This window comes from Belliella calami (assembly GCF_022549695.1).
GTDB classification, from domain to species: domain Bacteria; phylum Bacteroidota; class Bacteroidia; order Cytophagales; family Cyclobacteriaceae; genus Belliella; species Belliella calami.
In genome coordinates this window covers 52,184-64,730 of the sequence record NZ_JAKZGS010000002.1, presented here as the reverse complement: position 1 = coordinate 64,730, position 12,547 = coordinate 52,184, and the positions used below count along the sequence as shown (strand labels likewise).

General features: G+C 35.9%; 14 protein-coding genes. 11 read left to right on the top strand and 3 right to left on the bottom strand.

Annotated elements, in window-relative coordinates; genetic code table 11:
* Positions 1-49 precede the first annotated feature (49 nt).
* A complete protein-coding gene (locus MM236_RS02655; RefSeq protein WP_241273383.1) occupies positions 50-532 on the top strand; it encodes a deoxycytidylate deaminase in 483 nt (160 codons plus the stop codon).
* Here MM236_RS02655 and murB read toward each other — a convergent pair.
* Positions 529-1,572 (bottom strand): UDP-N-acetylmuramate dehydrogenase, encoded by a 1,044-nt coding sequence (gene murB, locus MM236_RS02650; protein WP_255742322.1) that lies wholly within the window; start codon positions 1,570-1,572, stop codon positions 529-531. The genes MM236_RS02655 and murB overlap by 4 nt on opposite strands.
* A 59-nt stretch (positions 1,573-1,631) precedes the next feature.
* Here murB and MM236_RS02645 point away from each other — a divergent pair, with 59 nt between their 5' ends.
* Entirely contained in the window at positions 1,632-2,579 is a 948-nt protein-coding gene (locus MM236_RS02645) for a succinylglutamate desuccinylase/aspartoacylase family protein (RefSeq protein ID WP_241273381.1), read from the top strand.
* Here the strand turns inward: MM236_RS02645 and tamL are convergent.
* Positions 2,576-4,921: a translocation and assembly module lipoprotein TamL gene (gene tamL / locus MM236_RS02640; protein WP_241273380.1), complete on the bottom strand. Its 2,346-nt coding sequence runs from the start codon at positions 4,919-4,921 to the stop codon at positions 2,576-2,578. The genes MM236_RS02645 and tamL overlap by 4 nt on opposite strands.
* An 89-nt stretch (positions 4,922-5,010) precedes the next feature.
* Between tamL and MM236_RS02635 the strand changes: the two genes are divergently transcribed.
* The 5 genes from MM236_RS02635 (at position 5,011) to MM236_RS02615 (ending at position 8,196) form a co-directional block, all read left to right on the top strand.
* Positions 5,011-5,751, top strand: a complete 741-nt coding sequence (locus tag MM236_RS02635; RefSeq protein ID WP_241273771.1) for an RNA methyltransferase — start codon at positions 5,011-5,013, stop codon at positions 5,749-5,751.
* Between the two features lie 15 nt (positions 5,752-5,766).
* Positions 5,767-6,762, top strand: a complete 996-nt coding sequence (locus tag MM236_RS02630; protein ID WP_241273379.1) for a bile acid:sodium symporter family protein — start codon at positions 5,767-5,769, stop codon at positions 6,760-6,762.
* A gap of 72 nt (positions 6,763-6,834) precedes the next feature.
* Positions 6,835-7,086: a type II toxin-antitoxin system ParD family antitoxin gene (locus MM236_RS02625; protein WP_241273378.1), complete on the top strand. Its 252-nt coding sequence runs from the start codon at positions 6,835-6,837 to the stop codon at positions 7,084-7,086.
* Complete coding sequence (locus MM236_RS02620; protein WP_241273377.1) at positions 7,086-7,385, top strand: type II toxin-antitoxin system RelE/ParE family toxin; 300 nt, start codon at positions 7,086-7,088, stop codon at positions 7,383-7,385. Before MM236_RS02625 ends, MM236_RS02620 begins: the two co-directional genes overlap by 1 nt.
* Before the next feature lie 22 nt (positions 7,386-7,407).
* On the top strand, positions 7,408-8,196 hold the full coding sequence (locus tag MM236_RS02615; RefSeq protein WP_241273376.1) for a PhzF family phenazine biosynthesis protein: 789 nt from the start codon (positions 7,408-7,410) through the stop codon (positions 8,194-8,196).
* A 33-nt stretch (positions 8,197-8,229) separates the two neighbouring features.
* Here the strand turns inward: MM236_RS02615 and MM236_RS02610 are convergent, their stop codons facing one another.
* The gene (locus MM236_RS02610) at positions 8,230-9,309 is read right to left on the bottom strand and encodes a 3-oxoacyl-ACP synthase III family protein (RefSeq protein ID WP_241273375.1); all 1,080 of its coding nucleotides are present in this window, start codon (positions 9,307-9,309) and stop codon (positions 8,230-8,232) included.
* 241 nt (positions 9,310-9,550) lie between these two features.
* On the opposite strand from MM236_RS02610, the gene MM236_RS02605 reads away from it, so the two are divergent.
* The 4 genes from MM236_RS02605 to arsM are packed head-to-tail and all read left to right on the top strand — an operon-like array spanning position 9,551 to position 12,541.
* Positions 9,551-9,883, top strand: coding sequence for an arsenosugar biosynthesis-associated peroxidase-like protein (locus MM236_RS02605; RefSeq protein ID WP_241273374.1), 333 nt, complete (start codon positions 9,551-9,553; stop codon positions 9,881-9,883).
* 23 nt (positions 9,884-9,906) lie between these two features.
* Entirely contained in the window at positions 9,907-10,950 is a 1,044-nt protein-coding gene (gene arsS / locus MM236_RS02600; RefSeq protein ID WP_241273373.1) for an arsenosugar biosynthesis radical SAM (seleno)protein ArsS, read from the top strand.
* Positions 10,950-11,573, top strand: coding sequence for a TIGR04282 family arsenosugar biosynthesis glycosyltransferase (locus MM236_RS02595; RefSeq protein WP_255742321.1), 624 nt, complete (start codon positions 10,950-10,952; stop codon positions 11,571-11,573). Before arsS ends, MM236_RS02595 begins: the two co-directional genes overlap by 1 nt.
* On the top strand, positions 11,570-12,541 hold the full coding sequence (arsM, locus tag MM236_RS02590; protein WP_241273372.1) for an arsenosugar biosynthesis arsenite methyltransferase ArsM: 972 nt from the start codon (positions 11,570-11,572) through the stop codon (positions 12,539-12,541). The genes MM236_RS02595 and arsM overlap by 4 nt, the downstream gene beginning before the upstream one ends.
* The last annotated feature ends 6 nt before the right edge of the window (positions 12,542-12,547 follow it).

Genomic DNA, 12,547 nt, shown 5'->3' with positions numbered 1-12,547 from the left:
CTCTGAAAGAAGCGCCAAATCAGCCGCAGCAATATTGGAACAAAGAAATATGATAAGACCGAACTTTGATGATATTTTCATGGAATTGGCAGTGAATCTTGCCAAAAGATCCCATTGTATCAAAAAGCATGTTGGTGCTGTGTTGGCAAAAGACACCAGGATCATTTCTATAGGTTACAATGGACCCCCTTCAGGGACTCACAATTGTGATGAGGAATTTCCTGTAGAAGGCTGTGCAAGAGACAGCAAGGGAAGTTGCACTTTAGCGCTTCATGCAGAACAAAATGCCATTTTGTATGCTGTCAAAAACAACACATCTGTCGAAGGATCAACATTATATGTGACTTTAGCACCATGTTTGGCGTGTGCAAGGATTATTTTCTCAATGGGGATCGAGAGGGTAATTTATATGTATTCTTATGCAGAATACAAAGGATTACCTTTTGATGAAGGAGTGGAATTTTTGAGGAAATTTGGAGTTGAAGTGGAGAAATACCAAAATGAATTCAGCGTAGAAGATCCTTTGATCTAAAGGAAATTCACTTCTGCATGTAGGTCCACATTGAATTTTTCCTTGATAGATTCTTGAATTTTTTTGCTAAGGTTAGCTATTTCTTTTCCATCACCTCCACCATAGTTTACAAGAACAAGAGGTTGGAGTTTATGAACACCAATATTTTCCTGTGTATAGCCTTTCCATCCTGCTTGCTCGATCAGCCAAGCAGCAGGAACTTTGATTCCTTCTTCATTTGGAAAACCCGGAATAGTAGGGTTTTCTCTTTTCAGTCGTTCAAAATGTGGAATTGAAATAGTAGGATTTTTGAAAAAACTACCTGCATTTCCGATCACTTTAGGATCTGGAAGTTTGCTTTGTCTAATTTTAATGACTGCATTCGAAACTGCCTGAATACTCAGGTCTTTGATATTCATCTCTTCCAAAGTTTGCAAAATCGCACCATATTCAGTGTGAAATGTATGTTGCTTTTTTAATTTGAATACAACTTTGGTGATGACATATTTTCCCTTTAGTGTATTTTTGAAAACACTTTCCCTATAGCCAAATTTACAATCATCCCAGCCAAAATATTCACGATCAAGTGTTTCTCTGTTTACAGCATATAAGCCATCAAAAACCTCTTTGATTTCTACTCCATACGCTCCAATATTTTGCATTGGTGATGCACCAACAGTTCCGGGAATCAATGATAAATTTTCTACACCAGACCAATTTTTTTCGATACAATGCAAAACAAATTCGTGCCAATTCTCTCCTGCACCCACCTCTACAAATACCTCTTCTTCAGACTCTTTAATCAATCTCATCCCCTTTATTTCTATTTTTATAACCAATGCATTTAGGTCATCTGTCAATAGAATATTACTTCCACCACCTAAGATGATCAAAGGTGTATTTTGGCTGCTAGCATATTTCAAAGCTTCAATAACTTCATTTTCAGAAGATATTTGAGTAAAAAATTTGGCTTTTTTGTCAATGCCAAAGGTATTATATGGTTTTAAAGAAATGTTTTCTTGTATCTTCATGTTTTGAAATTCTACTTGCGAAGTAAGCAAGATTTTGAGTAAATAGGAAATTCAAAATTATAATTCACGATTCTAAATAGATAGTTTTTATGAAAGAAATGGTAATTAATGGAGTAAGGATACGACCAGGACAGACTTTGAACATTGAAATAGCGATCGCTAGACTACCCACACATACTTTGATTGATTTACCTATTTTCATCAAAAGGGCCAAAGAGGATGGACCGGTAGTGTTGATTTCAGGAGGTGTTCATGGAGATGAGATAAATGGCATAGTGGCCGTAAAAAGAATGCTAGAGGAGGATTTGATAGCACCGACTAAAGGAACGATTATTTTTATTCCATTGGTAAATGTTTATGGTTTTTTGAGTAACTCAAGAACTTTTCCCGATGGAAGAGATCTCAACAGAAGTTTCCCAGGAAGTAAAAAAGGATCATTGGCTTCCCAAATTGCTTTTATTTTGACCAATGATATTATACCAATTATCGATTATGGAATTGATTTCCATACGGGTGGACGTATGCTCTCTAATTTTCCACAAGTAAGGGTCGATTATAGGGACAAGAAAGTACTTGAATTAGCAAAAGCATTTGGAACACATTTTATCTTGAATTCTCCCCACATTGATAAATCTTTTAGAAAGGAAGCATACAAAAAGCGTAAACACATCATGGTATACGAGGGAGGCGAATCTATGCGCTTAGATGATTATGCTGTAGAAGAGGCTGTGGCTGGAACAAAAAGGCTATTGGTATACCTTGGGATGATGGAAGCCGATGTACAGTCAAAAGACACTATCATGATATCGGAAAGCTCCTGGATGAGGGCAAAGATTTCAGGGATTTTCACATCTACAGTAAAATTGGGTGATGCAGTCAAAAAAGGGCAGATTTTGGCAAAAATTTCGGACCCTTATGGAAAAACCAAAGTGCCTGTCAGGTGTACTTCAAATGGATTTGTAGTAGGATTGAACAACAATCCGGTAGTGAATGCGGGAGATGCGCTAGTGCATGTCGGTAAAGCAGACAATCACTAGAAAGGATATCCAATCCCTATGTTAAACACTGTCTGACCCCGCTCGCCAAGAAATCTATTGAAGAAATTTCCCAAGATGAATCTCTCACCATCTGGGCGAGCTGGATCTACAGCTTTGACACCCATATCCAATCGCAATACAAGAAAGTCAAAGTCCATCCTCAACCCAAGACCTGTGCCGACAGCCAATTCTTTGTAAAATCTATCGAATTTAAAATCTGCTCCAGGTCGGGTAGGATCGTCTTGGAAAGTCCAGCTATTGCCAAAATCAACAAAAAATGCCCCGTCAAAATATCCATAAATTTTGCTTCTCCACTCAAACATCCCTTCAAAAAGAATATCTCCAGGCTGCTCAAATCTATAATCAAAAGACCCATCGTCGTTGGTTGGAGGAGTATATGATCCAGGTCCCAATCTTCTAGGCTGCCATGCTCTGATCCCTGTACTTCCTCCAGCAAAAAAGTATTTTTCATAAGGTAAAATACCATTGCTAATTCCGTAAGGCTTAGCCAATCCTAAATTTAATCGGTATGCTATTGTTTGCTTTGCAGATATCGGAATATATCTTCTGAAATCAGACTGGAATTTCAGAAATTGAAAATAGGCTAAGCTTCTGTTTTCTACAAAATCCCTATTCACAAAATTCAATGTTGTTCCTCCACTTTCAACAAATATTCGCCATAAAGAAGCCCTGTTTTTTTGGAAAGCTCCGTATTGGTTAAAGTTCACGATAACCTGCCCAGAAATACTGCTGACGTAAGATGGTAAAAAAGAATTGATAAGATTATTCCCTTGATTTTGAAAGTCTTCAAGTATTTGTCTAAAATCATTACTTAAACTAGACCTAATAAAATTCGCATCTAGTAAGCTGAAAGAAAATTGCTGTCTGAGGTTTCTTGTATTCCAGTTGTAAGCCAAAATACCATTTACACTTTCCCTGGTATATTCTGGACGATCTACATAATTGTAACCAACCAATGTTCGTGTCCTAGGATTGTATCGACCAAACTTCTCCAAAGAATAACGGTTGAAAGGTACCAGGAATTTTGGGAAAATAACAGATGCTGATGTATTGAGTTCCCGCGATCTGAACACACCACCTTCGCCAGTAGCAGAAACTACACCTTCCAAACCTGCTCGGAAATTGAACTCGAAAATCTCAGCTCCCCTGAACAAATTTCTGTTTCTTAATGAATGGCTGAAAAATGGACCAGGTACTTGTTCTGTTATGCTTGCACCAAGTTGGTTTGTAATCAGATATTTTTGGTTAGGTTGTGTGAAAATCCTCGGCCTGAGAACGTTTCCCAAGGTATCAAATGAAATATTCACAAATCTAAAAAGATCCAAATTGGCTAGCTGTCGTTGGGTTTCGAGTACATCAGTCTTGTTGTATAGAGACCCTTTTTCCAAGAATATCCTTGAAGAAATGACTTTTTCGGAATACCGATCTCTGTATAGCGTAAAATTGATATCATTGTAAGTCACCTTATTTTCTTCGTTAAAAACCAAATCAGATGGAGAATCTATTGAAAAGTAGATGGAATCAAGGGTGTACACTCTGTGGAAATCATCATATTCTGGCTTTCTAATGACTTGTTCTACTATTACAGTTTTTTCCAAAGTGTCTTTATAGACATTGTATTCGATATAAGACTTGGAAAATGTATAATAACCATTTGACTTTAAGAAATCTTCAACCCTTTGCCTTTCTCTAGAAATTTGAGATTGTTCATAGCGTGATTTTGCTTTTATTTCCGATTTTTTAATATTCTTGTCAAGCAAAATATAAATATTTTCGTCATCTGATCTGGAATAGATAGAGTCAATGATATATGGCTCTTGCTCTGAAATTTGATATGTTACTTCAGCCTTTTTCCCTTTTTTCTCAACTTCATATTCTACATAGCCTTCAAAAAATCCATTGTTGGCCAGATAAAAATTCATTTGTCTTTGGGAATCGGCTGATTCAATGCTGTCATAGATCACCAGAGGATTTCCTGTTCTCATAAAGAAATTCCCGAATTCGAGCTTTTTCTCCAAAGAAGTTAATTGACTATTGATTTTTGTATACCTTTTTACTTCTCTCCTCGAAAGATCTTCCTCTACTTGTTGTCTATCTACTAGAGCTTGTCTTTCTTGAAGTAATTTTTCACGTCTGTTAATGTGCTTTGTACTATCAAAAGTCCATTCACCAAACCTGTAAATTGCTACCCCAAGTGAAGTATTGAAAATCGGGATCCTTGTATTTGGGTTTTGTCTTACAAGACTTGAGAGTGCATTTTTGTCACTTTTTTTTACCCCTTCTATATTTACTTGATAGAGAACGTATTCATTTTCTTTCAAACCTTTGGTCAAAGAACATGAGGAAATCAAAAGAAGTAGAAACAGAAAGTTTATATATTTGGCCTTATTCACTATTTTATCATCACCGAATGTTGAGCAAAAATACGCTTAAGTTTATTAAATCCTTGCAACAGAAAAAATTCCGTAAACAAGAAAATGCATTTTTTGTGGAAGGTAGCAAAAATGTAACGGAATTATTGGACTCAGATTTCCAAGTCACCCATTTATTATATACCGAAAAATTTGCAGAGGAAAATCGCCAGGCAGTTTCTGCTTTTAGAGGAGAAGCCTACTTGGTTACACAAAAGGTGTTGGAGTCTGCAGGCTCTTTTCAGACAAATGATAGTGCTTTGGCAGTAGCGAAAATCAAACAAAACACGATGCCAATTGAGCTGGATCTAAGTTTAGTTTTGGCGCTTGATGATGTCAGAGATCCAGGTAATCTTGGAACTATCATTCGTATTGCCGATTGGTATGGAATCAAATATGTTATTTGCTCAGAGGAATCTGCTGATTGTTACAACCCAAAAGTATTGAATTCAAGTATGGGGAGTTTCTCTAGAGTTAATGTATTATACACAGATCTTTACCAATTCTTAGAAAAATCAAAACTTCCTGTATATGGGGCTTTTTTGGAAGGTGAAAATATTTATAAAGCTAAATTACCAGCTGCTGCAGTGATTTTGATGGGAAATGAATCGAATGGGATTTCAGAAAAAATTGGTTCACTTGTAAACCATAAAATCACTATTCCTAGATTTGGATTAGCAGAATCCCTAAATGTGGCAATTGCCACAGCCATCATTTGCGATAATTTCAAAAGACTCTAAATTCAAACGTCCAAGATGTCAAAAATATTTAGCACCTTGAAAAAGGTTGGTCTCAATACTTTCTTTTTTTTACTAATTGGGGTAATTTTCCTAGCCAAAGCTTTCCCAGAATGGGGCACCGATGCGAGTCCTATTCCTTTGGATATGATCACAGGAATTGGTATTACATTGATTTTCTTTTTTTATGGAGTCAAACTAAATCCAAAAAAGCTAATATCAGACCTTTCGAACTGGAAACTACATTTGGTAGTTCAGAGTACTACCTTTTTGATATTTCCATTGGTGATATTGATTTTATATGCAATTTGGGGAGATGAAAACTCCTATTTGTGGTTAGGTACGTTTTATTTAGCAGCATTGCCTTCCACAGTTTCTTCATCCGTAGTGATGGTCTCTTTGGCTGGAGGAAACTTGCCTGCTGCAATCTTCAATGCAAGTATTTCGAGTATTGTAGGAATATTCATTACTCCAGTTTGGATGGAAGTGATGTTGCCCGAATCAGCAGTTGATTTTGAATTGCTTGATACCTTTATCAAATTGGGAGTTCAGGTTCTTGTGCCATTGGTAATTGGGCTTCTACTCCATAAGTATTTGAATGTGTATGTTGTGAAGTATTCAAAGGCCTTGAAGAATTTTGATCAGTTCATTATTTTATTGATTGTTTTCTCAGCATTTGCAGAATCGTTTGAAGAAAGAATGTTTGAAGGAAAGACAGCGAGTGAATTGATTTATCTTGGATTCTTGATGTTACTTTTCTTCCTGGGGATGATGCTTTTGATGCATTTGATTTCCAAATTGCTGAAATTTAGTGATGCTGATAGGATTACAGTACTTTTCTGTGGAAGTAAAAAGTCATTGGTTCAAGGAGCAGTTATGGGGAGAGTGATGTTTCCAGATCCCATTATTTTTGGGGTGATATTATTGCCATTGATGATTTACCATGCTTTGCAGCTGATGGTTGGTTCTGCAATCGCACAAGCAATAGGAGAGAAAATGAAAAAGCTTGCTTAATACTTGACAAGAGAGTGACAAATTTGTGAGATATACCAATAATTGGTATGTTTAGGGAATTAATAAAATCCTATGGCAAAAAATACATCCATACTATTAGGAGACTATTTTGATAGTTTTATAAAACAACAAGTTCAAACAGGGAAATACTCATCTGCAAGTGAAGTCGTAAGAGCTGCACTAAGAGCATTTGAGCAAAATGAAACTAAAAAAGAGCTATTGGTAAAAGAATTGGAAAAAGGTGAAAAATCTGGTTTTAATAAGAACTTTGACAGAAAAGAATTTTTAGAAACTATTCATAAAAAACACATGAAAAGTGAATAATGAAGTATCAAATCAGTAAAGAAGCTACAAAAGACCTAGAAGAAATCTGGATTTATACTTTTGAGAACTGGCCTTTCGAACAAGCCAATCGATATTATAATTTGCTATTAGACGAAATAGAATTTATTTCTGAAAATCCAAAATCTGGAAAAGATTTCGGCTATATAAGGGAAGGCTATTTACGAACTCGTGTAAAATCACATTTTATTTTCTATAAGGTTGTTCCGAGAGAAAATTTGATCGAAGTGATTAGGGTACTTCATCAAAATATGGATCTTGACGCTATGTTAATAGAATAAGTAATTGAAAATCTAGAATTTTATGGAAATAAAAATTTACCAAGTTGATGCTTTCGCAAATCATGTTTTTGGAGGAAATCCTGCTGCTATAATTCCTTTGGAGAGATGGCTACCTGATGATTTGATGCAAAAGATTGCTGCTGAGAACAATCTTTCCGAGACTGCTTATATCATTAAGGAAATTGATAAATACTTAATCCGCTGGTTTACTCCCGCAGTAGAAGTAGATCTCTGTGGACATGCCACACTTGCAGCTGCACATGTGATTTTTAGCCACGAAGGTTTTGAAGATAATTTGATAAGTTTCTATTCACCTAGATCAGGAGTTTTGGAAGTTGAAAGAGAAAATGATGGGCTTTTGACTTTGGATTTTCCAAAAGACACAATTCGACAAATAGAGATTTCTAAGGAAATTGCAGCTGGTTTTAGTATTGCACCAATTGAAATGTGGAAAGGTGGAAGTGATTATATTTTTGTATATGAGAAAGAAGAGCAAATCTTAGAAATGGAAGTTGATTTGTTTGAATTGGCAAAAGTAGATACAAGAGGATTTATCATTACCGCACCAGGAGAAGCTGTTGACTTTGTCTCTCGCTGGTTTGGCCCAAGAGTAGGAGTGGATGAAGACCCTGTTACAGGTTCAGCGCATACGAGTCTAACTCCATTATGGGCTGAAAAGCTAAATAAAGACAAGTTGACTGCTGTTCAACAATCAAAAAGATCTGGTAAACTTAGCTGTAAAATCGTGGGAGAAAGAGTTAAAATCAGTGGAAATGCAGTAACTTATATGATTGGGAGCATTTCAATTTAGATCCTCTAAATATTTTTGATTCAGCAATTTACCTTATGGTACCAAGTAAACAAAAGCATTAACATTCATCCCCGCCCCAACGGAAGCAAAAACAAGATGGTCACCGGACGAGATTTCATGACCTTCCAATTCACCTTTCATTATTTTGTCGTAAAGAATAGGAACAGTTGCTACTGAATTATTTCCCAACTTAGAAATTGTCATTGGCATAATTTGGGAAGAATCAGCAAGTTCTACTTCAAACAATTTGAAAGTTCTCTGTAAGATAGCTTCATCCATTTTTGCATTGGCTTGATGGATTAGCACTTTTTTGATATTTACCAATGGAACACCAGATTTTTCTATCGTTTCTTTGATCAGTTGTGGAACTGTGTTCAATGCATATTCATACAATTTCCGACCATTCATTTTCATGAAAAGAGTGTCATTTCCAAAATCAGGATTGTACGAAATATCCATTTTGAGGAAATGTGCTTCATTCAATGTGTCTGTTCTGGTCTTATGACACAATAATCCAACTGGAGAATTTGATTCTTTTGCTTGAAGGATTACAGCTCCTGCACCATCTGAATAGATCATACTATCGACATCATGTGGATCTGCTATCCGAGAAAGGTTTTCCGAGCCAATCACTAATATGTTTTTTGCATCACCCGATTTGATATAATAATTTGCCTGAATGACACCTTGAACCCAGCCTGGGCACCCAAAAGGTAAATCATATGCAACACAATTGGGATTAGCTATCTTCAGCAAGTGTTTTACCCTTGAAGCCAAAGTAGGAACCATGTCCGATTTGATATTATTATGAAGGATATCGCCAAAATTGTGGGCTACAATTATATAATCCAATGTTTCGGGATCGATTTGAGCAGATTCTATCGCTTTTTCAGCAGCAAAAAATGCCATATCCGAAGTATTGTATTCCGGACTGAGGTATCTTCTTTCTTCAATATCCGTTATTTCTTGAAATTTTCTTACAATATCTGGAACTGGCTTTGAGGATACTTCGCCGTTTTCATTAGTAAACTGATGATTGAAAAATTCCTCATTTTTAACTACGATATCAGGAATATATTTACCAGATCCTGTAATAATTGAGTAAATCTGCATACAAATATTATGGATTTTGAAAATTTATTAATGTCAGAAATTTATGAATTAAAACCCAATTTGATCAATTAATTAGAAAATCAAAATTACATTAATGGAAATTTCTTATACTATTTTCTAAACTGTCAATTGAATCTTGAAATGTTCTAATTTTCCGAATAATTTTCTTTAATTTCCGAAATTAAGTTTGAACATAAATCTATCCAAAACTATTAATACGTAAATCAATAAAAGACAAAAAATGAAAACTTACTACAATCCCGACGATCTAAAGAATTTTGGAAAAATTGGAGAATTCCAAAAGCCAATGGCGGATAAATTTTTCGAGTATTATGGAGAAGTGTTCAAAGAAGGAGCCTTGACAGCTAGAGAAAAATCCCTGATTGCTTTGGCAGTAGCACATGCAATCCAATGTCCATATTGTATCGATGCATATACAGTAGATACTATGGAAAAAGGATGCGATGAAGAACAAATGATGGAAGCTGTTCATGTGGCCGCCGCCATTAGAGGCGGTGCATCCCTAGTACACAGCACTCAAATGATGAATAAGGTCAAAGAGATCTCTATGTAATCTTAGCTCCATAAATTAAACAAATGAAATCACTCAAAGCACAACAACACCCACTTTCAAAAATTGCCTACGAATTAGAGGTTTTAGATGCACCTGTAAATGGAGTAAAGTTTGCTGACAAACTATCTGAATCTGATCTTTTTCCACTAAAACCAACCCAAATTGATATTTTGCAAATAAATATGGGCAAAATGTGCAATCAAGTTTGCAAACATTGCCATGTAGATGCTGAACCTGATCGTAAAGAAATCATGACAAAAGAAACAATGAATCAGTGTCTGAATGTGATCAAAAACAGTACTATAAAAACTGTAGACTTAACGGGGGGGGCTCCAGAGATGAATCCGGAATTCAGGTGGTTTATAGAAGAAATCCGTAAAATCAGTGAAGATATTGAAATTATAGTGAGATGTAATCTAACGATTATTCTTGCTAACCCTAAGTATCATGATTTGCCTGAATTTTATAGGAAACACAGATTAGAAGTTGTTTCTTCCTTACCATATTTTACAGCGACAAAGACTGATTCCCAAAGAGGGGATGGGGTATTTGAAAAATCTATCAAAGCACTAAAAATGCTCAATGATGCAGGTTACGGGAAAGAAGATTCTGAATTGAAGTTGAATTTGGTTTACAATCCCTCTGGGGCCTTTCTTCCTGCAGAGCAAAGTGGTTTGGAAAATGAATTTAAAAAACGTTTGAAAAATGGTTATGAAATAGAATTCAATTCACTTTTTACCATCACAAACCTTCCAATCAGTAGATTTTTGGAATATTTGCTTAGATCCGAAAATTTCGATAACTACATGGAGAAATTATTGGAAGCATACAACCCTGTAGCAGCAGCAAATGTAATGTGTAGAAATACGATTTCAGTTGGTTGGGATGGATTTTTATACGATTGTGATTTCAATCAAATGTTGGAGTTGAAAGTAGATGCAACTTCAAGCCAACATATTTCTGAATGGAACCAAAAAGCCTTGGTAGAGAGAGAAATCATTTTGAAACAACACTGCTTCGGTTGTACAGCAGGAGCTGGTTCAAGCTGTGGAGGAGCTACTGCATAATGTTGGCTGAAAATAAATTGGCTCTAATTGTTTTTCAGAAAAATCCAGTTTTGGGTAAAGTGAAAACAAGGTTGGCAGCAACGATTGGCGAACATCAAGCATTGGATGTATACCTCCAATTGCTTCAGCATACCTACAAAATGATCAATCAATTAGAAGGTATTGATGTTTTTATTTATTTCAGCGATTACCTCGAGTCTAGTTTAGATGAGGTATTTGCAGATGATGTGCATTTACGTGTCCAAAACGGTTTTGACTTAGGTTCAAAAATGAAAAATGCATTTGACGAAGTATTTCTCAAAGGATATGACAAGGCATTGATCATTGGGACAGATTGTCCGGAGATTTCCTCAGATTTAATTCAAAAAGCATACATTGAACTAGGTCGTACAAATGTTGTATTTGGTCCGGCACTGGATGGAGGATATTATCTTTTAGGAATGAATCAAGCTACGTCAGTTTTATTTGAAAACATGACTTGGAGTCATTCCAAAGTAATGGAAGATTCAATAGAAAGATTGCACCAAAAAAATCTAACTTTCTCACTTCTTGAAAAGTTATCGGACATCGATAATGAAACTGATTGGGAAAGGTTCAAAAATTTAACTTCACAAACTTTATGAGTAATTATTTAGATGCAACTGTTGACGTCTATAGAGACGCAGCACTCAAACCTGATGTAGGGTTATGTTGTACCACTACGCCAATTTGGCAATTTCCGGGGTTGAAAATCCCAAAGATTATGCAGGAAATGAATTATGGATGCGGAAGCACTGTTCATTTCAGGGATTTAGTCAATGATCCTAATATCTTGTACGTAGGGGTTGGAGGTGGAATGGAGGTTCTTCAATTCTCTTATTTTTCCAGAAAAAAAGATGGTGTCATAGGAGTAGATGTAGTCGATGAAATGATTCAAGCCTGCAAAGACAATCTGGTAATAGCAGAAAAAGAAAATGATTGGTTTGACAAATCTTTTGTTTCGATAAGAAAAGGATCAGCTTTAGCATTACCTATTGAAGATTCAAGCATAGATGTAGCTGCTCAAAATTGCCTTTTCAATATATTCACCAAAGAAGATTTAGCACTTGCGTTGAAGGAAATGTATCGAGTTTTGAAACCTCACGGAAGATTAGTCTTGAGTGATCCTGTGACAGAGCAGCCTATGCCTGAATCATTGAGAAATGATGATAGATTGAGAGCATTGTGTCTAAGTGGATCGCTTTCATTGAAGGAGTATTTAGAAATGATCACTAATGCAGGTTTTGGAACCGTAGAGATCAGAGCCAAAAGACCATACAGAGTTTTGGACCCTGGACATTATGATACAGCAGAGATGATTTTCCTCGAAAGTGTAGAAGTATGTGCTATCAAAGATCCAATGCCTGCTGATGGTCCTTGTATATTTACAGGCAAGGCAGCAATATATTATGGTTCAGAAGAGTTTTTTGATGACAAAAAGGGTCATGTTTTGATGCAAAACCAACCGCTTTCTGTGTGTGATAAAACTGCTCAAGCTATCAAAAATCTAGGTAGATCAGATATATATATTTCTGAATCCACAAATTTTTATGATGGAGGGGGTTGTTGTTGATCTAAA

What these genes read in the sequence shown, in the direction of transcription:
- MM236_RS02625 (WP_241273378.1), top strand. Translation starts at nt 6,835, where the DNA reads ATGGCAAAAAATACATCCATACTATTAGGAGACTATTTTGATAGTTTT.
- arsM (WP_241273372.1), top strand. Translation starts at nt 11,570, where the DNA reads ATGAGTAATTATTTAGATGCAACTGTTGACGTCTATAGAGACGCAGCA.
- MM236_RS02615 (WP_241273376.1), top strand. Translation starts at nt 7,408, where the DNA reads ATGGAAATAAAAATTTACCAAGTTGATGCTTTCGCAAATCATGTTTTT.
- MM236_RS02610 (WP_241273375.1), bottom strand. Translation starts at nt 9,309, where the DNA reads ATGCAGATTTACTCAATTATTACAGGATCTGGTAAATATATTCCTGAT.
- MM236_RS02635 (WP_241273771.1), top strand. Translation starts at nt 5,011, where the DNA reads ATGTTGAGCAAAAATACGCTTAAGTTTATTAAATCCTTGCAACAGAAA.
- arsS (WP_241273373.1), top strand. Translation starts at nt 9,907, where the DNA reads ATGAAATCACTCAAAGCACAACAACACCCACTTTCAAAAATTGCCTAC.
- MM236_RS02595 (WP_255742321.1), top strand. Translation starts at nt 10,950, where the DNA reads ATGTTGGCTGAAAATAAATTGGCTCTAATTGTTTTTCAGAAAAATCCA.
- MM236_RS02620 (WP_241273377.1), top strand. Translation starts at nt 7,086, where the DNA reads ATGAAGTATCAAATCAGTAAAGAAGCTACAAAAGACCTAGAAGAAATC.
- MM236_RS02605 (WP_241273374.1), top strand. Translation starts at nt 9,551, where the DNA reads ATGAAAACTTACTACAATCCCGACGATCTAAAGAATTTTGGAAAAATT.
- MM236_RS02645 (WP_241273381.1), top strand. Translation starts at nt 1,632, where the DNA reads ATGAAAGAAATGGTAATTAATGGAGTAAGGATACGACCAGGACAGACT.
- MM236_RS02630 (WP_241273379.1), top strand. Translation starts at nt 5,767, where the DNA reads ATGTCAAAAATATTTAGCACCTTGAAAAAGGTTGGTCTCAATACTTTC.
- MM236_RS02655 (WP_241273383.1), top strand. Translation starts at nt 50, where the DNA reads ATGATAAGACCGAACTTTGATGATATTTTCATGGAATTGGCAGTGAAT.